This is a genomic window from Variovorax sp. V118 (assembly GCF_041154445.1).
Lineage (GTDB): Bacteria > Pseudomonadota > Gammaproteobacteria > Burkholderiales > Burkholderiaceae_C > Variovorax > Variovorax boronicumulans.
Window position 1 is genome coordinate 477,298 of the sequence record NZ_AP028663.1, and the last position, 18,468, is coordinate 495,765.

An 18,468-nucleotide genomic window follows, 5' to 3' on the forward strand; every position below is an offset into this window, starting at 1 on the left:
GGAGGCATGGCCGCATTCTGCGGCATGCGTTTCGGGGGCGGGGATGGCATGGGCAAGCCGCCGATCATGGCGCCCGATTGGGGAGGAATCTGGGAGACGCGTCTTTGCGTGCCTCTCCCACATTTCTCCCGATTCGGATCGCACGATGCCCGCCATGACACCGGACACGCACCGCGCCCCTCCCACCTCCGCCTTCCGCGCACTGGCCGCCGCCGCGCTCGCCTGGGCCCCGCCGGGGCACGCCGCGCCGCCGTCCACGCCCCCGGGCGACACCGACATCGACCTGCTGCTGTTCCTGCTGGCGGCGCTGTTCTGGGGCGTCGCGCATGTGTGGACGCTGCTCGTGGTCTGGGCCGAGGCGCGGGCCTCGGGCGCGCAAGCGCCTGCCAGAAAGCAGGAGGCTGCCCATGGCCGGTGAAGCGATCGGGCGCCGGGGCCTGCTGGCTGCGATGGGCGCGGCCGGGCTGGCCGCGTCCGCCCCCGAGGCCGCCGCAGCGCAGAAGCTCCCGCTGACCGCCCAGACCACCGAGGGCCCGTACTACCTGGACCTCGCGAACTTCCGCACCGACCTGACCGACGGCCGCGAGGGCGTGCCGCTCGATGTGCGCCTGCGCGTGCTCGATGCCGCCGGGTGGCCATTGCACGGCCTGCGCACCGACCTGTGGCACTGCGACGCGCAGGGCAACTACTCGGGCTTCGGCGGGCAGGGCGACGACCGCACGCGCGGCTTCGAAGGCCAGGCCTTCCTGCGCGGCAGCCAGCGCACCGACCGCGACGGCCAGGCCGTGTTCGCCACGCTCTACCCGGGCTGGTACACGGGACGCACCACGCACATCCACGTCAAGGTGCACCACCGCGAGCGCGCCGTGCTCACGACGCAGTTCTTCCTGCCCGATGCGCTCAGCGAGTTCCTCTACACGCAGGTCTCCAGCTACCAGCGGGCGCGGCTGCGCGACACGCTCAACAGCGCCGACGGCATCGCGCTGCGGGCCGGCGACACGGTGCTGGGCGCGGTGCGCGAGGAGGGCCGGCGCTACGTCGCGCTGCTCACGCTGGTGGTCGACCCCGCCGCGCGCCCGGTGACCGAGCGCCCGCCGCAGCCCCGCACAGGGCCGGCACCAGTGGGCGGCGTGCGGCCGATGCGGCCGCGCACGCCCGAGGGCCTTGCCCGCATCCGCGCGCTGGTGCCGCCGCGCACGGAAGGCTGAGCGGTGTTGCGCATGCCGATCCCGCCCGCCGCGTCCGCTGCGCCTGCCGATTGGCGGATGACGCCGCGCGCCGCGGTGCGCGCGCTGGCCCACACCTGCGCGGGCGGCCTGGCCTTGTGCAGCCTGGCGCTGGGCATCGGCGTCGCGGCACGCGGCGCCTGCGCGGAGGCACGGCAGGCGGCCGTGCGCCACGCCAGCCTGTCGACGCTGGCGCCGATCATGCAAAGGGCCAGCGAAGGCCGCGGGCCGCGCGGCCGCGGCGCATGCAAGGCCGGGCCGGCCCTCAGCCCGGCCGCTGCGCGAAGCTGAACCCCACGCCGTAGACCGAGCGAATCCAGCCGTGCGAGGGCGACACGGCCGCGAGCTTGCGCCGCAGGTTCTTGATGTGCCCGTCGACCGCGCGCTCGTTCACGTCCAGCGCCTCGGGGAAGGCCGCTTCGAGCAGCCTGGCGCGCGTGAACACGCGGCCCGGTTCGCGCGACAGCGCGCGCAGCAACAGCAGCTCGCGGCGCGTGAGCGCCAGGGCCCGGCCCTCCAGCCAGGCATGGCCCAGCGCGCTGTCGAAGGCCACCGCCGGCGAGGCCATGCCCACGCTCAGGTCGAGCGGCGCACGCCGGCGCAGCACCGTGTGCACGCGCGCCACCACCTCGCGCGGCGAGAAGGGCTTGCAGACATAGTCGTCGGCGCCCAGGTCGAAGCCGCGCAGCCGGTCCGCCTCGTGCGCGCGCGCCGTCAGCACGATGATCGGGTGGTCGCTGCGTGCGCGCACCTGCGCGATCACCTGCAGCCCGTCGATGCGCGGCAGCACCACGTCGAGCAGCGTGAGCGCCGGCGGCGCGTGCAGGATGCGCTCGAGCGCGGCGGCGCCGTCGCCGAGTTGCTCCACCTCGTGGCCCGCGCGTTGCAGTGGGCCCAGCAGCAGCGATGCAATGTCGCGTCCGTCTTCCACCAGCAGGATGCGGCTCATGGCGCGTGCGGGCCGGTTCAGAAGGACGTGCCGATCTGGAACTGGAAGCGCTGCGTGCGGTCGGCCGCGATGCCGTTGGCCGTGTCCTCCTTCTGGTAGACGATCGGCACTGCATACGCCAGGCGCAGCGGCCCCAGCGGCGAGATCCAGCTGATGCCCAGGCCGGCCGAGGCGCGCAGGCGGTTCTGCGCCTTCCATTGCGCGTCGGTCATGCTGGCCGTGCGTTCGGCGAACACGTTGCCCGCGTCGAAGAAGGTGTACAGGCGCAGCGATTTGTCGTTGCCCGCGCCGGGGAAGGGCGTGGTCAGCTCCATGTTGAAGATCGCCTTGCGCGTGCCGCCCAGCGAACCGCCGGTGACCGCGTCGGTCGGGCCCAGCGAGTTCTGCTCGAAGCCGCGGATCGAGCCCAACCCGCCCGCATAGAAGTTCTTGAAGATCGGAAAGCTGCTGCCGCCCAGCGCCTTCGCATAGCCGAGCTGGCCGTTGAAGGCCAGCGTGTACTGCCTGGACAGCGGCACGTACTGCTGGTACTGGTAGTTGGTCTTCAGGTAGCGCAACTCGCTGCCCACGCCCAGCTCGAGGTTGGCGCTCTGCAGGCGCCCGCGCGTGGGCACCAGCGCGCTGTCGCGGTCGTCGCGCGACCAGCCCACGGTGGCCGGGATGCCCACCACGTTCCTGCCCGCGCACACCACGCTCGGCGCGGTGCCGGTGCACTGGAAGTAGTCGAGGTAGGCCTGCGGCGTGGCCGTGTAGACATACGAGCCGTTGACCAACGTGTACGAACCGTTGGTGCCCGGCGTGAACGAATAACGTTCGACGCCGATGCCCAGGTACACCGTGTCCAGCTCGTTCACCGGCAGCCCGAAGCGCACTGAGCCGCCGTCGCTCGCGAGCTTGTAGTTGCCGTCGGCCTCGTAGTAGGGCCGCGTGGTGGTGTGGAACAGGTTGAAGGTGCGCGAGATGCCGTCCTTCGTGAAGTACGGGTCGGTGGCCGTGAGCGACACCGAGCGGTTGTACGAGCTGGTGTTGACCTGCAGCCCCAGGTAGTTGCCCGAGCCGAACACGTTCTCCTGCGTGATGCCGAAGCTCAGCGAGATCTTGTCGGTCGACGAGTAGCCCGCGCCCAGCTGCAGTGAGCCCGTGGGCTTCTCGGCCACGGTGACGTTCAGGTCGACCTGGTCGTTGCTGCCCGGCACTTCGGCGGTCTCGACGTTCACGTCGGTGAAGAAGCCCAGCCGGTCGACGCGGTCGCGCGACAGCCTGATCTTCGTGCCGTCGTACCAGGCGCCTTCGTACTGGCGGAACTCGCGCCGGATCACCTCGTCGCGCGTGCGCGCATTGCCGCCGATGTTCAGCCGCCGCACATAGGCGCGCCGCCCGGGCTCGGCGTTCAGCACCATCACCACGCGGCGCCGGGCGCGGTCGATCTCGGGCTCGGCCTTCACGCGCGCGAAGGCATAACCGAAGGTGCCGAAGTGGTCGGCGATGGCCTTGGTGGTGGCCGTCACGTCTTCGCCGTTGTAGGGCGCGCCGGGGCACACGGTGACGAGCGACTTGAACTCGTCCTCGCGCCCCAGGTAGTTGCCCGCCAGCTTCACGCCGGCCACCGCGAACTTCTCGCCCTCGCTGATGTTCACCGTGAGCTCCAGCGTCTGCCGGTCGGGAGAGATAGCGACCTGCGTCGACTCTATGCGGAACTCGAGGTACCCGCGCGTCAGGTAGAACGCGCGAAGCGTTTCCAGGTCGGCGTCGAACTTGGCGCGCGCGTACTGGTTCGACTTCGTGTACCAGGCCAGCCAGCCGCCGCTGTCCTGGTCGAACAGGTCGAGCAGCGTGCGTTCGTCGAAAGCCTGCTGGCCGACCACGCGCACCCGCGTGATGCGCGCCGGCTCGCCCTCGGTCACGCTGAACGTGAGGTTGACGCGGTTGCGCTCCAGCGGCGTGACGGTGGTGACCACCTGCGCGTTGTAGAGGCTGCGGCCGATGTACTGCCGCTTGAGCTCCTGCTCCGCGCGGTCGGCCAGCGCCTTGTCGTACGGCCGGCCTTCGGCCAGCCCGATGTCGCGCAGCGCCTTCTGCAGCGCCGCCTTGTCGAACTCCTTGGTGCCGGCAAAGTCGACATCGGCGACGGTGGGGCGCTCTTCGACGATGACCACGAGCACCCGGCCGTTCACGTCGATGCGCACGTCCTTGAACAGCCCCAGGTCGAACAGCGCGCGGATGGCCGCGCTGCCGCGGTCGTCGCTGTACGTGTCGCCGGCCTTCAGGCCGAGGGTCGCGAACACCGTCCCCGCTTCGACGCGCTGCAGGCCTTCGAGGCGGATGTCCTGCACGGTGAACGGGTCGGCGGCCTGCGCCGGGCAGGCCACCATCGCGAGGTACAGCGCAGCAAGGGCTGCGAGAGACTTGGGAGGAATCATCATCACCGCATGGTCTTCACCAATGTCGGAGGAATGTGGGACGCCCTCCCGTGCGCAGGGCCGGTTGGTGAGCAGTCGTTACTGCAACCCCATCGCGTTCACCGCCGGCCACGCCACCGCAGGCCGTTCCATCCGTTCGCGGCAGTTCTGCGCATGCGTCTCCAGCGACAGGTTGCCCTGGATCTCCAGCAGCCGCTGCACCGTGCGATCGACCGCCTGCGCGTCCAGCAGCGGGTACGTGCGCGCCGTGCGCCCGTTGTTGCGCACCAGGCGTGCGATGTACGGCAGGTCTTGCTGCGTGATCACGGCAGCCGGCATCACACCCTCCAGCTCCACGCCTTCGCACGGCAGCAGCACGAAGTACTGCAGCCGCAGGTCGTCCGGCAGCAGGCTGCGCAGCTGCGTCGTCTTGCGCCCGCCCTGCCAGGCCGGGTCCTTCACTTCACGCGCCCGCGTGCAGCCATGCAGCCGCAAGAACCAGCGCGGCGGCGCCTCGTCGGATTTCTTGCGGTAGACGAACGCGTTGCGCCAAGCCTTGATCTCGAACAGGTACACGCCCGTCTCGCACACGATCACCGCATCGATGCGCGCCGTGGGCACCGCGCAACCGGAGGGCATCGGGATGATGAGGTTGCGAAGAATGCGCAGATGCGAAAACGCCGGACTGAACGCCGTGGCGAGCTGCTGCACCCCGAGCGACGCGGCGACCGCGCTTTGCGGTAGAACAATGGTCATGTCGAACTCCTTCGAAGCCCCGAGCATTGCCGGCCTTTTAGGAGACTTCTGGTAAACGAGGCAGAGCCTTGCGGTGTTCCCAGGCCGAGCGAAGCAAAGGCCTGTGAGGTTCCCCACCCCTTCTGTATGCGCCGAGGAGCGCAGCGTTTCGCGGATCAGGGCTCGCCCTTGTTTGAGCGAAGCGAGTTTGGGCGAGACCCCGCGAAACGTGAGCACCGCAGGTTGCCCGCAGCGAAGCGGAGGGACGCAGACAGCAGGGTCGCCTTTTCTTTGCTTACTTTCTTTTGGCGAAGCAAAAGAAAGTGAGTCGCCCGCCGGGGCGAGACCCGGCCTCGGGAAACAAAACGATCAGCCTTCGATTTTCCCGAGCCGAGATTCACGAAGCCGGCTCGGCGCCAAGGCCCCGGCAGATTCAAGAATCGGATAAGCAATCGAACAGATATGCGAATTGATCCGCTTCAAATCACTGATCAGATCAATGTGCAGAGAACTCGTCTCGATGCTCAAAGTAGTCCGATCCGACAACCGATCCAGATGGGTAGTGGCGTAGGCCCGCTCCAGATCCCGAAACCGCGCCTTCTCTTCCAGCAGCTTCTGCGCGTCACGAACATTGCCGTTCAAGAACACACTCATGCTCAACCGCAGATTGGCAACCAGCCGCTGGTGCAACTCGACGATCTCCGCCATCCCCGCTTCCGAGAAGTTGCGCTGCGGCTTGATCTTCTTGTCCTCGATATCGATGATCACCCGCTCGATGATGTCCCCGATCTGCTCCATGTTGATCGTGAAGCTGATGATGTCCGTCCACCGCCGGCTTTCCTCCTCGCCCAGCGCCTCGCGCGAGATGCGCGTCATGTAGTACTTGATCGCCGAGTACAGCTCGTCCACCGTGTCATCGAGTTGCCGCAGCTCCTGCGCCAGCCGCAGGTCGTTGTTGCGGATCACGTCCAGCGTGCCGATCAGCATCGTCTCCACGATGTCCGCCTGGTGCAGCGCCTCGCGCGCCGCGTTCGAAATGGCCAGAGAAGGCGTCGACAGCGCCGAAGGATCGAGGTGGTGCGGCCGGCTCGTGCCCACGGGCTGCGGCGGCACGGGCAGCATGCGCGTCACCAGCTTGGCGACCCATTGCGTGAGGCCGATGAAGCCGACGCTGATCACGATGTTGAACGCCAGGTGGAACAGCACCACGCCGTGCGTCTGGTTCGGCAGCTGGGGCTGCACGTAGCGCACCCACAGCCCCACGAACGGCGTGACCAGCGCCACGCCCAGCGCCTTGAACAGCAGGTTGCCCACCGTCACCTGCCGCACCGACACGGCAGAGCGCGCCGTGGTCAGCACCGCCAGCAGGCCACTGCCCAAGTTGGCACCGAGCACCAGGCCCAGCGCCACGTCGAGTGGCACCACGTTCGAGCTCGCCATGGCCGCCACCAGCAGCACCACCGCCAGGCTCGAGTACGCCACGATGGCGAGCGCGGCGCCGAGCGTGATCTCCAGCAGCACATCGCTGGTGATGGACGCGAGCAGCGCCCGCACGGCCGGCGACGAGAACAGCGGCTCGGTGGCCGCCACCACCAGCTGCAGCGCCAGCAGCATCAGCCCCAGCCCGATCAGCACCCGCCCCACGCGCCCCGCCACGGTGGCCGAGCGCGTGATGAACAGCACCACCCCCACGAAGATGAACATCGGCGAGAGCCACGAGAGGTCGGCCGAGAAGAGCACCGAGATCAGCGCCGTGCCCACGTCGGCGCCCCGCATCACCGCCAGCGCCGCCGGCAGCGTGACCAGGCCCTGCCCCACGAAGGAGGAGGTCATGAGCGAGGTGGCCGTGCTCGACTGCACGAGCGCCGTGACGCCGATGCCCGAGAGCGCGGCCGTGAAGCGGTTGCGCATGCTCTGCACGAGGATCTTGCGCAGATTGGCGCCGAAGACGCGCAGCACGCCGGTGCGCACGAGGTGCGTGCCCCACACCAGCAGGGCGACGGCCGCAAGCAGATTCAGAAGGTGCTTCATGGAAGGCGGGGTCTGACCTTTCTCTTGTTTTCGTTTTGATTCGTTTCAGCCCCATTTTCCACAAGTAGACGCTTCAGTCGATCAGGGCTCCGTTGTCGTGGAAAGGATAAGGGCCTTCGAAGCTGCCGGAGGCCGCCAGGTGCGTGACAAGCCGGCGCCCGGCCGCGGACCAGGCGTGCACGCGGAAGGCGGGCGGCTCCAGCGTCCAGGCCGAGGCGGCGTCGGGCGCCAGGTCGAGGCGGACCTGGTGCGCCTGCGCCGGCGAGGTCGAGGCGATGGTGCCGCCGAAGCGCACGTCGATGGCGCGGTGCAGGTGGCCGCAGACCACGCGCTCGACGTTCGTGTAGCGGCGCAGCAGGGCCTCGAGCGCGTCGGCGCCCTCGAGCAGGCCGATCTCGTCCATGTGGCCGATCAGCGTCTCGAAGGGCGGGTGGTGCATGGCGACCACCACGGGCTCGTGGCGGCAGGCGTCGAGCTGGGCTTCGAGCCAGGCCAGGCGTTTGTCGCACAGCGTGCCGTGGCTGGCGCCGGGCACGCAGGTGTCGAGCGTGAGCAGCCGCAGCGCGCCCACGCGCACCGAGTACTGGACGAAGCCGTGCGTGTCGGCGCCCGTGCCCAGGTAGGCGTGGCCCGGGAAGCTGCGGCGCAGCTGGTCGCGGTCGTCGTGGTTGCCGGGCAGCAGGTAGACGGGCATCGTCAGCGGCGCGAGCAGGGCGGCCAGGTGTTCGTACTCGGCGGCGCGGCCGAAGTCGGTCAGGTCGCCGGTGATCACCACCGCATCGGGCGGCTGGCGCAGCGCGAGCACCGACTGCACCGCGCGCGCGAGGTAGGGCGCCGTATCGATGCGGCCATAAGCCAGCCGGCCGGGCTCGCGGATGTGCAGGTCGGTCAGCTGGACCAGGAAAGTGTTGGGGTTCGTCGTCGTGGTCATGGTCATGCACGGGTTTCCTGCGAGGTCATCAGGCGGTCGGCCGGGATGCGCAGGCCCACCGCGTCGCCCGGCCCGAAGGGGTTGTCGCGCCCCACGTCGGCCACCAGCACGGGCTGGTCCTGCAGGCGCAGGTGCAACTGCACGCGGTCGCCGAGGAAGGTGCGGTGTTCGACCGTGGCGCGGCCCCAGCCGGGCGCCTCGCCGGGCGGGGGCGCGCCGACCTCGATGTCTTCGGGCCGCACCAGCAGCGTCGCATGCTGCTGCCAGGGCGCGGGGCAGGGCAGCGACGACCCTCCGAGTCGGACAACGCCCTGCGCGATGGCGTCGGGCGCGCGCTCCAGCCGGTTGACCCGGCCCAGGAACTCGGCCACGAAGGGGTGCGCGGGCGCGCGGTACAGGTCTTCGCCGCGACCGACCTGCACGATGCGTCCGGCGCGCATCACCGCGAGGCGGTCGGCGATGGCCAGCGCCTCCTGCTGGTCGTGCGTGACGTGGATGGCCGTGATGTGCAGGCGGCGCAGCAGCTCGGCGAGTTCGTCGCGCAGCGATTCCTTGAGCTTGGCGTCGAGCGCGGCCAGCGGCTCGTCGAGCAGCAGCACGCGCGGGCGCACGGCCACGGCGCGCGCCAGGGCCACGCGCTGGCGCTGGCCGCCCGAGAGTTCGGCGGGGCGCTTGTTCTCCAGGCCGCCCAGGCGCACGAGGTCGACCAGTTCGCCCACGGCGCGTTTCTCTTCCTCGGGTGACACGCCGCGGATGCGCAGGCCGTAGCCGATGTTGGCCGCCACGGTCATCTGCGGAAAGAGCGCGTAGCTCTGGAACACCATGCCCACGCCGCGGTGCTCGACCGGGCGCTGCGTGACGTCCTGGTCGCCGAAGACGATGCGGCTGCCGTCGTCGGGCGCTTCGAGTCCCGCGATGAGGCGCAGCAGCGTGGTCTTGCCGCAGCCCGAGGGGCCGAGCAGCGCGAGCACCTCGCCGGCCTCGACCTTGAGGTTGGTGGGCTGCAGGCCGCGCGTGCCGTCGGCGTACGTCTTCGCGCAGTTCGAGATGTCGACGGGGATGCGTTCAAGTTCCATGGCGTTTCTGCATCAGGTTGGCAAGGTACTGCAGGCCCCACAGCACGGGGAGGATCACTGCGAAAAAGACCAGCGTGTAGGCCGATCCGATCTCGATGCGCATCGAGGCGTAGCTGTCGGCCAGGCCCACGGGCAGCGTGCGCGTGAGCGGCGTGTGCAGCATCCAGGTGAGGTTGAACTCGCCCACCGACAGCGTGAACACCATCAGGCTGCCGGCCACGATGGCCGGGAACACCGCAGGCACCAGGATGCCCATGAAGCGCTGGCGGAAGTTCGCGCCCAGCGAGCGCGCGGCCTCTTCGAGCGCGAGCAGGTCGTCGCGCTGGAAGGCCGAGCTCACGGTGCGCACCATGAAGGGCAGCGTGAAGACGATGTGGCCCACGAGGATGAAGGCGAAGCTCTGGCGGAAGGCCGTGAGCTGGCCGTAGGCGAGGATGAGCGCGAGCGCCGTCGCCAGGCCCGGCACTGCGACCGGCAAGGTCAGCAGCTCTTCGAAGATGCGCGCCGCGCGCGAGCGGCTGCGCGCCAGCGTGTAGGCGCAGGGCACGCCGATCAGCACGGTGCACACGACGCAGGCCACGGCCAGCGCGAGCGACCAGCCGACGGTGCCGCCGTAGTTCTCCCACACCTCGCCGAGCCAGCGCAGCGTGAGGCCGCTCTTCAGGCCCGCGCTGTAGTTGTTGACGAGGCCGGCCATCACCGACAGCAGCATTGGCGCGATCATGAAGAGGCTCACGATCACCGTGATGGCGAGCAGGAAAGGGGCGCGGGGTTGCGAAGGCGTCTTCATCATCGGGCGACCGGGTTGGCGCCGAAGCGGCGCGCCACGAAGAGCACCAGCCAGGTCACGACGCCCAGCGAGATCGACAGCGACGCGGCGAGCGCGAAGTTGGCGTAGTTGGTGAACTCGTTGTAGATGGTGATGGGGATCACCTCGAACTTGCTGGCCAGCGTGAAGGCCGTGCCGAAGGCGCCCATCGAGGTGGCGAACAGGATGGCGCCGCAGGCCAGCGTGGTGGGCGCGAGCTCGGGCATCCACACGTCGCGCGCCACGCGCAGCTTCGAGGCGCCGAGCGAACGCGCCGCTTCTTCGAGCTGCGTGTTCATCGATTCGGCCGCCGCGGCGTAGGTGGCGATGGCGCGCGGCAGCGAGAAATACAGGTACGCCAGGAAGAGGCCGAGCAGGCCGTAGGCGAAGGTGATGCGTTCGCCGACCAGCGCGTCGCTCAGGTCGGCCACCACGCCTTGGCGCCCGCCGAGCAGGATCACGAAGAAGCCGATGATCACGCCCGGAAACGACAGCGGCAGCGTGAGCAGCGACAGCAGCATGCGCTTGCCGGGAAAGGCATGGCGCGCGAGGTAGATGCCCACCGCCGCGCCCAGCACCAGCGTGGCCAGCGTCACCGCCACCGACAGCGCGACGGTGTTGGCCATGCTGTGCAGGTAGCGCGCATCGGTCAGCACCGCGAAGTAGGTGGCGGCGCCCTTGTCGGCCGGCAGCGCGAGCAGGCGCACCACCGGCAGCAGCCAGAAGGCCGCGAAGAAGACGGCCGCCGGCGCGACGCAGGCCAGCAGTCGCCAGCGCGGGTTCCAGGCGTTGGAGGAGGTGGTGCGTGTCATCGCGCGCGGCGCCGGGTCAGCGCACTTCCTTCAGGTACTGGTCGGAGAAGCCACGCTGCGCGTCGGCCATGCGGGCGTAGTCGACGGTCTTGGCACGGGCGTAGTCGCTCGCGGGCAGGAACTGCGCCTCGATCTCCTTGGGCATGGCGCTGGCGCGCACCGGGCGCAGGTAGGCCTTGGCCCAGATCGCCTGGCCTTCGTCGGACAGCGTGAAGTCGAGCACCTTCTTCGCATCGGCCGCGTGCGGCGCCTTGGCGACCAGGCTCATCACGTAGGGCACGGCCAGCGTACCTTCGCTCGGGATGACGAAGGCGACGTTGGCCTTGTCCTTGTACTTGGCGCGGTAGGCGTTGAAGTCGTAGTCGAGCAGGATCGCGATCTCGCCCGAGAGCACGCGCGCGTACGAGGTCTGCTTGGGCACGATGGGCTCGTTCTTCTGCAGCGCCTTGAAGTAGTCGATGGCCGGCTTGAAGTTGTCGAGCGTGCCGCCGCGCGCCTGGTTCACGGCCACGGCGCCCACGTAGCCCACGAAGGCCGAGGCGGGGTCGAGATAACCGATGAGGCCCTTGTACTCGGGCTTGAGCAGGTCGGCCCACGACTTGGGCACCGGCTTGCCCTTGAGCGCATCGACGTTGACCATGAAGCCGAGCGTGCCCGAGTGGATGGTGAACCAGTTGCCGGCCGGGTCCTTCAGGCCGTCGGGAATGTCTTTCCAGGCGGCCGGCTTGTAGGGCTCGACCACGCCGTCTTTCGCGGCCTGCACCGCGAAGGTCACGCCGAGGTAGGTGACGTCGGCCACGGGGCTGGCTTTTTCGGCGACCAGCTGTGCGAGCGACTGGCCCGAATTCTTGTTGTCGGCCGGCACGGTGATGCCCGTTTTGGCCTTGATGGCCTTGAGCTGGGTGCCCCAGTCGGCCCATTCGGTCGGGCAGTTGTAGCAAATGGCGGTCTGGGCCATGGCGCCGCCGGCGGCGACGAGGGCGGCGGCCAGCACGCCGAGGCGGGCGAGGCGGTGAAAGCGCAGGGACATGGAAAAACTCCTGGGAGGGGTGGTGAGGTCAGGACAGTGCGGCGTCGTTGTCTTCGCGCGCACTTGCGCACGACTCGCCGTCTCGGAAGGCATGAGGCAGCAGCAGGCTCGCGTCGGCCTGCAGCGCGCGGCCGCCGGCGATCGCCTGCGCCAGCAGCTCGACGCTGTGGCGGCCGATGTCGCTGTTGGGCTGCGCGATGGTGGTGAGCGCGGGCGTGAGGTCTTCGCCGAGCGCGATGCCGTCGAAGCCGACCACGCTGAGGTCGTCGGGCACCGCCAGGCCACTCAGGTGCGCGGCGCGGATGCTGCGGATGGCGAGCAGGTCGTTCGAGCAGACCAGCGCCGTGGGGCGGGCGCGCGGGCGCAGTTCGGCGCACAGCGCATCGACGGCGGTCTCGACAAAGGGCACTTCGACGAGCGGCGGCGCATCGAGGCCTGCTTCGGCCATGCCGCGCTGGTAGCCGCGGTAGCGCTGCTGCGCGCGGTCCGACGCGGCCAGCGTGCCGCTGACCATCGCGATGCGCCGGTGGCCCAGCAGCACGAGGCGCGTGACCGCATCGGCCACCGCGCCTTCGCTGTCGACCGACACGCAGGGATGGTCGGCGTGCCGGTTGTAGGCCAGCACGTAGGGCACGGCGGCGGCCTGCAGGCGCTGCAGCGCGGCCGAGGTGGACGGGTTCGACACCACGAGGATCAGCCCGTCGACGTTGCCCGCCAGCAGCAGCTGGACGGCGCGCTCTTCCTCGTCGAGCCGGTAGCCGGTGGTGACCGGCAGGATCGCGTAGCCGCCCGCGACGGCCGCGCGCGCAATGCCCTGCAGGCATTCGGCAAAGGTCGGGTTCAGCAGCGTGGGCAGCACCACGCCGAGCGTGCGGCTGCGCTGGGTGCGCAGGGTGCGGGCGCTGGCGTTGGGCAGGTAGTTGAGTTCGCGCGCCACGCGCTCGACCAGTTCGCGCGTGGCCGGCGTCACCTTGTCGGGGAAGTTGAAGGCGCGCGAGACCGTGGCCACGGAGACCCCGGCCTGGGCGGCTACTGCTTGGATGCTCATCGTGCGGGGTCCGTGGTGGGGTTCATGTAATCGATTACATTGGACCGGCGCAGTATGACTTCGCGATGACAGGACAGGGAAGTGGGGAGAACCCCGGGGCCGCGGGCGCAGAGCGCGGCCCAAAGAAAAAGGGGCCCGTGGGCCCCTTTGGTCGAGAACTGGCTTACTTGCCCCGGCGCACCCGCCGGATCTCGTCGACGATCAGGCAGATCGCCCCGAGCGTGATGGCGCTGTCCGCCGCGTTGAACGCCGGGAAGTACCAGTTGCCCCAGTGGAAGCTCAGGAAGTCGACCACGTAGCCGTGCATCATGCGGTCGACCACGTTGCCGATCGCGCCGCCCAGGATGCAGGCCATCGCGAACGAGAAGAGCTTCTGGCCCGCGTGCGACCGCAGCATCCAGACGATGAAGATCGCCGCCGCCACGCCGATCGCCGTGAAGAACCAGCGCTGCCAGCCCGAGTGGTCGGCCAGGAACGAGAAGGCGGCGCCCGTGTTGTGCGCGCGCACGACGTTGAAGAAGCTCGTCACGTAGGTCGCGTCACCGAGCTTGTAGTAGCCCAGGATCAGCGTCTTGGTGAACTGGTCGATGATCACGATGATCGCCGCCAGCCCGAGCCAGGGCCAGATGCTGGCCCCGCGCGAACGCGAGGCCGACGAGGCGGAACGTGCGGTCGCCATCAGGCCACGCTGCGCGATTCGCCCGCGCCGAACAGGTTGCTCGTGCAGCGGCCGCAGATGGTCGGGTGCGCCGGGTCGTGGCCCACGTCCTCGCGGTAGTGCCAGCAGCGCTCGCACTTCTGTGCGGTGCTGGGCGTGACCACGGTCGACAGCGTGTCGCCTGCCGCCAGTGCCACCGCCGAGGCGATGAACACGAACTTCAGGTCCTCGCCCAGCGAGCCCAGCAGCGCGAGGTCGTCGGCCGGTGCGTTCAGCTGCAGGTTGGCCTGCAGCGACGAGCCGACCTTGCCCTCGGCGCGCACCGCCTCGATGTCCTTGTTGACGCCGTCGCGGATCTCGCGGATGCGGCCCCACTTGGCGAGCAGCGCCTCGTCGGGTGCGGCGAACTGGCTGTAGGTCTGCGTGAAGATCGACTCGCCCGGCTTGCCGGTGCCCACGATCTTCCAAGCCTCTTCGGCCGTGAAGCTCAGGAACGGCGCCATCCAGCGCAGCATGGCTTGCGAGATGTGCCACAGGGCCGTTTGCGCGCTGCGGCGCGCGAGCGAGCCCGGCGCCGTCGTGTAGAGGCGGTCCTTCAGGATGTCGAGGTAGAAGCCGCCCAGGTCTTCCGAGCAGTAGATCTGCAGCTTGGCCACCACCGGATGGAACTCGTACACCTGGTAGTGCGCAAGGATCTCGGCCTGGAACTGCGCCGCGCGCGACATCGCGTAGCGGTCGATCTCGAACAGCTGGTCGAGCGGCACCGCGTCTTTCGCGATGTCGAAGTCGCTGGTGTTCGCGAGCAGGAAGCGCAGCGTGTTGCGGATGCGGCGGTAGGCGTCGACGACGCGCGCGAGGATCTTGTCGTCGCCCGCGATGTCGCCCGAGTAGTCGCTCGCGGCCACCCACAGGCGGATGATTTCCGAGCCCAGCTTGTTGCTGATTTCCTGCGGGTCGATGCCGTTCTTGAGCGACTTGCTCATCTTGATGCCCTTGGCATCCACCGTGAAGCCGTGCGTGAGCAGGCCCTTGTACGGTGCGCGGTCTTCCAGCATGCAGGCGATCAGCAGCGACGAGTGGAACCACCCGCGGTGCTGGTCGTGGCCTTCGAGGTACAGGTCGGCCTCGGGGCCGGTCTCGTGGTGCACGTTGGGGTGCGTGCCGCGCAGCACGTGCGAGAAGGTCGAGCCCGAGTCGAACCACACCTCGAGGATGTCGGTGCTCTTGGTGTAGCTCGGTGCGTCTTCGGCGCCCAGGATGTCTTCGACCGTGACGCGGCTCCAGGCCTCGATGCCGCCCTTCTCGACGATGTCGGCGGCCTGGTCGAGGATTTCCATGGTGCGCGGGTGCAGCTCGCCCGAGTCCTTGTGCAGGAAGAACGGGATCGGCACGCCCCAGCTGCGCTGGCGGCTGATGCACCAGTCGGGCCGGCCGGCGATCATGTCGTGCAGGCGGGCCTTGCCGTTCTCGGGATAGAAGCTGGTCTGCTCGATGGCGTCGAGCGCGGTCTGGCGCAGCGTCTTGGGCGCCTTGTCCTTGGTGAACACGCCTTCGCCCTCGTCCATGCGAACGAACCACTGGGCCGCCGCGCGGTAGATCACCGGCGTCTTGTGGCGCCAGCAGTGCGGGTAGCTGTGGGTGATGGTCTCGGTGGTCATCAGCCGGTTGGCGTCGCGCAGCGCGGCGATGATCACCGGCACGGCCTTCCAGATGTTCTGGCCGCCGAACAGCGGGAAGTCGGGCGCGTAGCTGCCGTTGCCCTGCACCGGGTTCAGGATGTCGTCGTACGCCACGCCATGGGCGATGCAGGAGTTGAAGTCGTCCACGCCGTAGGCAGGCGAGGAGTGCACGAGGCCGGTGCCGTCGGTGGCGGTGGCGTAGTCGGCCAGGTAGATGGGCGACAGGCGCTGGTAGCCCGCATCGACGTCGTACAGCGGGTGCTCGAACTCGAGCCCGCCGAGCGCCTCGCCCTTGACCGTGGCCAGCACCTTGCCGTCGAGCGCGTAGCGCGTCATGCACATCTCGACCAGCGAGTTGGCCAGGATCAGGAGGCCGCGCTCGGTGTCGACCAGCGAGTACTCGAGCTCGGGGTTGAGGTTGATCGCCTGGTTGGCGGGGATGGTCCACGCGGTGGTGGTCCAGATCACCGCGAAGATGTCGCCCAGGATCGTGTGGTCGGTGCCGAAGGCCTTGAGCACCTTCTCGCGCTCGTGCGCCTTGAAGGCCACGTCGATGGTCTGGCTCTTCTTGTCGGCGTACTCGATCTCGAACTCGGCCAGCGACGAGCCGCAGTCGAAGCACCAGTACACGGGCTTGAGGCCCCGGTACACGAAGCCGCGCTCGATCACGCGCTTGAACGCGCGCAGCTCGCCAGCTTCATTGGCGAAGTCCATCGTCTTGTACGGATGGTCCCATTCGCCCAGCACGCCCAGGCGCTGGAAGTCGACCATCTGCTGGGCGATCTGCTCCGTGGCGTAGGCGCGGCTCTTGGCCTGCATCTCGTCGCGGCTCAGGTTGCGGCCGAACTGCTTTTCGATGGCGTTCTCGATCGGCAGGCCGTGGCAGTCCCAGCCGGGCACGTACAGCGCGTCGAAGCCTTCGAGCTGGCGCGCCTTGGTGATCATGTCCTTGAGGATCTTGTTCACCGCGTGGCCCATGTGGATCTGGCCGTTGGCGTACGGCGGGCCGTCGTGCAGGATGAACTTGGGCGCGCCGTGGCGGGCGTCGCGCAGGCGGTGGTAGCGGCCTTCGTCGTTCCATTCCTTGACCCAGCCCGGTTCGCGCTTGGGCAGGTCGCCGCGCATCGGGAAGGGGGTGTCGGGCAGGTTCAGCGTGGAACGGTAATCTTTGGGGGAAGCGGCGTCAGACATGTTGGGGTGCGGCGAAACAGAGGGGCTTCGACAGGCTCAGCCCGAACTGCATTGAGCGGTCGGTGCGGAAGATATAGCCGTTCGCCCTGAGCTTGTCGAAGGGCGGCAGCACGGGGCGTGCAGGGCTAAATTCGGTCGCGCGTGGTCTGGCGGTGGGTCTCGGCGTGGGTCGATGCGAAGAACGCGCGTGCGTCGCGGCCATCCTTCGCGATGCCCGCGGTGAGGGCTTCGAGGCTGGTGTAGCGCAATTCGTCGTGCAGTTTGTGCAGGAGTTCCACGCGCACGATTTTACCGTAGGCCCCTTCGGCCCCCAGATGCGAGGGCCACTCCAGGCAATGCGTCTCGAGCAGCACGCGCCCCGCGTTGACGTCGTTGGCGTCCAGCGAGGGCCGCACGCCGAGGTTCGCGACACCCGGCAGCGGCTGGTCGGCCAGGCCGTGCACCAGCACCGCGAAGATGCCGCTGGCGGCCGGTTTCCAGTGCTTGAAGCGCAGGTTGAGGGTGCGAAAACCGTCGTCCTTGCCCGGCGACGACGCGCCCAGCGCCCGGCCCAGCTTGCGGCCGTGGACCACGTGGCCCGAGATGGTGTACGGGCGCCCCAGCAGCGTGTGGGCATCGGCCATGCGGCCTTCGGCCAGCGCCTCGCGCACGGCCGAGCTGGACACCCGCAGGCCGTGCACCTCGTAGCTGTTCATGCGCGCGACGTCGAAGCCCTGGGCTTCACCGGCGGCATCGAGCATGGCGTAGTCGCCCGCGCGCTTGGCGCCGAAGCGGAAGTCGTCGCCCACCAGCACGTAGCGCGCGCCCAGGCCGTCGATCAGCACGTTCTGGATGAAGGCCTCGGGCGACTGGGAGGCCAGCCGGCCGTCGAAAGGCAGCACGATGGTCTGGTCGACGCCGCAGGCCGCCAGCTCGGTCAGCTTGTCGCGCAGCGTGCCGATGCGGGCCGGAGCCAGGTCGGGTTTCTTGGTGACGGCGGCGAAATAGTCGCGCGGGTGCGGCTCGAAGGTCAGCACGCAGCTGGGCAGCCCGCGATGGCGGGCCTCGGTCTGCAACAGCGCCAGCATGGCCTGGTGGCCGCGGTGGACGCCGTCGAAATTGCCGATCGTGAGGGCGCAGGCCGGAGCTACGCCCGGGTGTCGGAAGCCGCGGAAAACCTGCATGGGAGAGTATCTTTTTGATAGCGCCTGATGCCCGTCGTATGGGCAAATCAGGCCGATTTGTCACAAAGCCGGTATATTGTGACGCAGTGGGTGGGTTGGCGTGAGTCGCCAACGCATTCCGAGTCTCTGGTCTCTGCGTGTTTTTCTCGTTTCGAGGAGGCGTGTGTGAAGGTCTTGAAGCTGTCGGCCCAAGGGCTGCCCCAGTCATGGATATCGCTGGAACAGGCGGTGATCCACTACGCGGCGGACGAAGTCCGCTGGGAAGTGGGCGCGCAGGTGGCCGTGTTCCGTGGCGGCCACAACGCGATCACGGGCGAGCAGTCGCAGATCGCGATCAACAGCATCATCGGCACCAAGGGCGTGCCGCGCATCAACCCCTTCGCGCAGCGCCCGGGCCTGACCAACAGCAAGCTGTTCTCGCGCGACCGCAACATCTGCGCCTACTGCGGCGGCCATTTCCACGAAGACGAACTCACGCGCGAGCACATCATTCCGTTCGCGCAGCGCGGCATCGACACTTGGATGAACGTGGTCACGGCCTGCAAGCCCTGCAACCACCGCAAGAGCAGCCGCACGCCCGAGCAGGCGAACATGCCGCTGCTGTATGCGCCCTATGTGCCCAGCCTGTGGGAAGACTTCATCCTGCGCAACCGCCGCATCCTGGCGGACCAGATGGAGTTCCTGATGGCGCACCTGCCGCAGTCGTCCCGGTTGCACGACATCTGACACCCG

17 protein-coding genes are annotated in these 18,468 nt (G+C 68.7%); 4 read left to right on the plus strand and 13 right to left on the minus strand.

Features of this window, described 5'->3' with window-relative positions; genetic code table 11:
• The first annotated feature begins 145 nt into the window (after nt 1-145).
• Genes ACAM52_RS02180 through ACAM52_RS02190 form a run of 3 tightly spaced genes read left to right on the plus strand, consistent with a single transcriptional unit; the run spans nt 146 to nt 1,517 of the window.
• On the plus strand, nt 146-418 hold the full coding sequence (locus ACAM52_RS02180; protein ID WP_369645992.1) for a hypothetical protein: 273 nt from the start codon (nt 146-148) through the stop codon (nt 416-418).
• Entirely contained in the window at nt 408-1,208 is an 801-nt protein-coding gene (locus tag ACAM52_RS02185) for an intradiol ring-cleavage dioxygenase (protein WP_369645993.1), read from the plus strand. Before ACAM52_RS02180 ends, ACAM52_RS02185 begins: the two co-directional genes overlap by 11 nt.
• A gap of 12 nt (nt 1,209-1,220) precedes the next feature.
• Nucleotides 1,221-1,517 carry a hypothetical protein gene (locus ACAM52_RS02190; protein WP_369645994.1) on the plus strand — a complete coding sequence of 99 codons (297 nt, stop codon included), beginning with the start codon at nt 1,221-1,223 and terminating at the stop codon, nt 1,515-1,517.
• Here ACAM52_RS02190 and ACAM52_RS02195 read toward each other — a convergent pair.
• From ACAM52_RS02195 to ACAM52_RS02255, 13 genes are all read right to left on the minus strand, one after another.
• The gene (locus ACAM52_RS02195; RefSeq protein WP_369645995.1) at nt 1,492-2,175 is read right to left on the minus strand and encodes a response regulator; all 684 of its coding nucleotides are present in this window, start codon (nt 2,173-2,175) and stop codon (nt 1,492-1,494) included. The genes ACAM52_RS02190 and ACAM52_RS02195 overlap by 26 nt on opposite strands.
• Before the next feature lie 17 nt (nt 2,176-2,192).
• A complete protein-coding gene (gene bamA, locus ACAM52_RS02200; protein ID WP_369647688.1) occupies nt 2,193-4,595 on the minus strand; it encodes an outer membrane protein assembly factor BamA in 2,403 nt (800 codons plus the stop codon).
• A gap of 78 nt (nt 4,596-4,673) precedes the next feature.
• Nucleotides 4,674-5,330, minus strand: coding sequence for a nuclease-related domain-containing protein (locus ACAM52_RS02205; RefSeq protein WP_369645996.1), 657 nt, complete (start codon nt 5,328-5,330; stop codon nt 4,674-4,676).
• A gap of 348 nt (nt 5,331-5,678) precedes the next feature.
• Nucleotides 5,679-7,340: a Na/Pi cotransporter family protein gene (locus ACAM52_RS02210; protein ID WP_062480901.1), complete on the minus strand. Its 1,662-nt coding sequence runs from the start codon at nt 7,338-7,340 to the stop codon at nt 5,679-5,681.
• Nucleotides 7,341-7,413: 73 nt separating this feature from the next.
• Complete coding sequence (locus ACAM52_RS02215; protein WP_369645997.1) at nt 7,414-8,277, minus strand: phosphodiesterase; 864 nt, start codon at nt 8,275-8,277, stop codon at nt 7,414-7,416.
• The gene (locus ACAM52_RS02220) at nt 8,274-9,347 is read right to left on the minus strand and encodes an ABC transporter ATP-binding protein (RefSeq protein WP_369645998.1); all 1,074 of its coding nucleotides are present in this window, start codon (nt 9,345-9,347) and stop codon (nt 8,274-8,276) included. Before ACAM52_RS02220 ends, ACAM52_RS02215 begins: the two co-directional genes overlap by 4 nt.
• Nucleotides 9,337-10,137 (minus strand): ABC transporter permease, encoded by an 801-nt coding sequence (locus ACAM52_RS02225; protein ID WP_062480906.1) that lies wholly within the window; start codon nt 10,135-10,137, stop codon nt 9,337-9,339. The genes ACAM52_RS02220 and ACAM52_RS02225 overlap by 11 nt, the downstream gene beginning before the upstream one ends.
• The gene (locus ACAM52_RS02230; protein ID WP_159275532.1) at nt 10,137-10,967 is read right to left on the minus strand and encodes an iron ABC transporter permease; all 831 of its coding nucleotides are present in this window, start codon (nt 10,965-10,967) and stop codon (nt 10,137-10,139) included. The genes ACAM52_RS02225 and ACAM52_RS02230 overlap by 1 nt, the downstream gene beginning before the upstream one ends.
• Before the next feature lie 16 nt (nt 10,968-10,983).
• Entirely contained in the window at nt 10,984-11,997 is a 1,014-nt protein-coding gene (locus ACAM52_RS02235) for an ABC transporter substrate-binding protein (RefSeq protein WP_062480910.1), read from the minus strand.
• A gap of 28 nt (nt 11,998-12,025) precedes the next feature.
• Entirely contained in the window at nt 12,026-13,045 is a 1,020-nt protein-coding gene (locus ACAM52_RS02240) for a LacI family DNA-binding transcriptional regulator (protein ID WP_369645999.1), read from the minus strand.
• Nucleotides 13,046-13,208: 163 nt separating this feature from the next.
• Entirely contained in the window at nt 13,209-13,724 is a 516-nt protein-coding gene (lspA, locus tag ACAM52_RS02245) for a signal peptidase II (RefSeq protein ID WP_369646000.1), read from the minus strand.
• On the minus strand, nt 13,724-16,573 hold the full coding sequence (ileS, locus tag ACAM52_RS02250; protein WP_369646001.1) for an isoleucine--tRNA ligase: 2,850 nt from the start codon (nt 16,571-16,573) through the stop codon (nt 13,724-13,726). Before ileS ends, lspA begins: the two co-directional genes overlap by 1 nt.
• A gap of 125 nt (nt 16,574-16,698) precedes the next feature.
• Nucleotides 16,699-17,736: a bifunctional riboflavin kinase/FAD synthetase gene (locus ACAM52_RS02255; protein WP_095948725.1), complete on the minus strand. Its 1,038-nt coding sequence runs from the start codon at nt 17,734-17,736 to the stop codon at nt 16,699-16,701.
• A gap of 165 nt (nt 17,737-17,901) precedes the next feature.
• Here ACAM52_RS02255 and ACAM52_RS02260 point away from each other — a divergent pair, with 165 nt between their 5' ends.
• On the plus strand, nt 17,902-18,462 hold the full coding sequence (locus ACAM52_RS02260) for an HNH endonuclease (RefSeq protein ID WP_062480919.1): 561 nt from the start codon (nt 17,902-17,904) through the stop codon (nt 18,460-18,462).
• Nucleotides 18,463-18,468 lie beyond the last annotated feature (6 nt).

Excerpts from the sequence above, each read along its gene's own strand:
- ACAM52_RS02180 (WP_369645992.1), top strand. The coding sequence starts at position 146 with ATGCCCGCCATGACACCGGACACGCACCGCGCCCCTCCCACCTCCGCC.
- ACAM52_RS02185 (WP_369645993.1), top strand. The coding sequence starts at position 408 with ATGGCCGGTGAAGCGATCGGGCGCCGGGGCCTGCTGGCTGCGATGGGC.
- ACAM52_RS02190 (WP_369645994.1), top strand. The coding sequence starts at position 1,221 with ATGCCGATCCCGCCCGCCGCGTCCGCTGCGCCTGCCGATTGGCGGATG.
- ACAM52_RS02195 (WP_369645995.1), bottom strand. The coding sequence starts at position 2,175 with ATGAGCCGCATCCTGCTGGTGGAAGACGGACGCGACATTGCATCGCTG.
- bamA (WP_369647688.1), bottom strand. The coding sequence starts at position 4,595 with ATGATTCCTCCCAAGTCTCTCGCAGCCCTTGCTGCGCTGTACCTCGCG.
- ACAM52_RS02205 (WP_369645996.1), bottom strand. The coding sequence starts at position 5,330 with ATGACCATTGTTCTACCGCAAAGCGCGGTCGCCGCGTCGCTCGGGGTG.
- ACAM52_RS02210 (WP_062480901.1), bottom strand. The coding sequence starts at position 7,340 with ATGAAGCACCTTCTGAATCTGCTTGCGGCCGTCGCCCTGCTGGTGTGG.
- ACAM52_RS02215 (WP_369645997.1), bottom strand. The coding sequence starts at position 8,277 with ATGACCATGACCACGACGACGAACCCCAACACTTTCCTGGTCCAGCTG.
- ACAM52_RS02220 (WP_369645998.1), bottom strand. The coding sequence starts at position 9,347 with ATGGAACTTGAACGCATCCCCGTCGACATCTCGAACTGCGCGAAGACG.
- ACAM52_RS02225 (WP_062480906.1), bottom strand. The coding sequence starts at position 10,137 with ATGAAGACGCCTTCGCAACCCCGCGCCCCTTTCCTGCTCGCCATCACG.
- ACAM52_RS02230 (WP_159275532.1), bottom strand. The coding sequence starts at position 10,967 with ATGACACGCACCACCTCCTCCAACGCCTGGAACCCGCGCTGGCGACTG.
- ACAM52_RS02235 (WP_062480910.1), bottom strand. The coding sequence starts at position 11,997 with ATGTCCCTGCGCTTTCACCGCCTCGCCCGCCTCGGCGTGCTGGCCGCC.
- ACAM52_RS02240 (WP_369645999.1), bottom strand. The coding sequence starts at position 13,045 with ATGAGCATCCAAGCAGTAGCCGCCCAGGCCGGGGTCTCCGTGGCCACG.
- lspA (WP_369646000.1), bottom strand. The coding sequence starts at position 13,724 with ATGGCGACCGCACGTTCCGCCTCGTCGGCCTCGCGTTCGCGCGGGGCC.
- ileS (WP_369646001.1), bottom strand. The coding sequence starts at position 16,573 with ATGTCTGACGCCGCTTCCCCCAAAGATTACCGTTCCACGCTGAACCTG.
- ACAM52_RS02255 (WP_095948725.1), bottom strand. The coding sequence starts at position 17,736 with ATGCAGGTTTTCCGCGGCTTCCGACACCCGGGCGTAGCTCCGGCCTGC.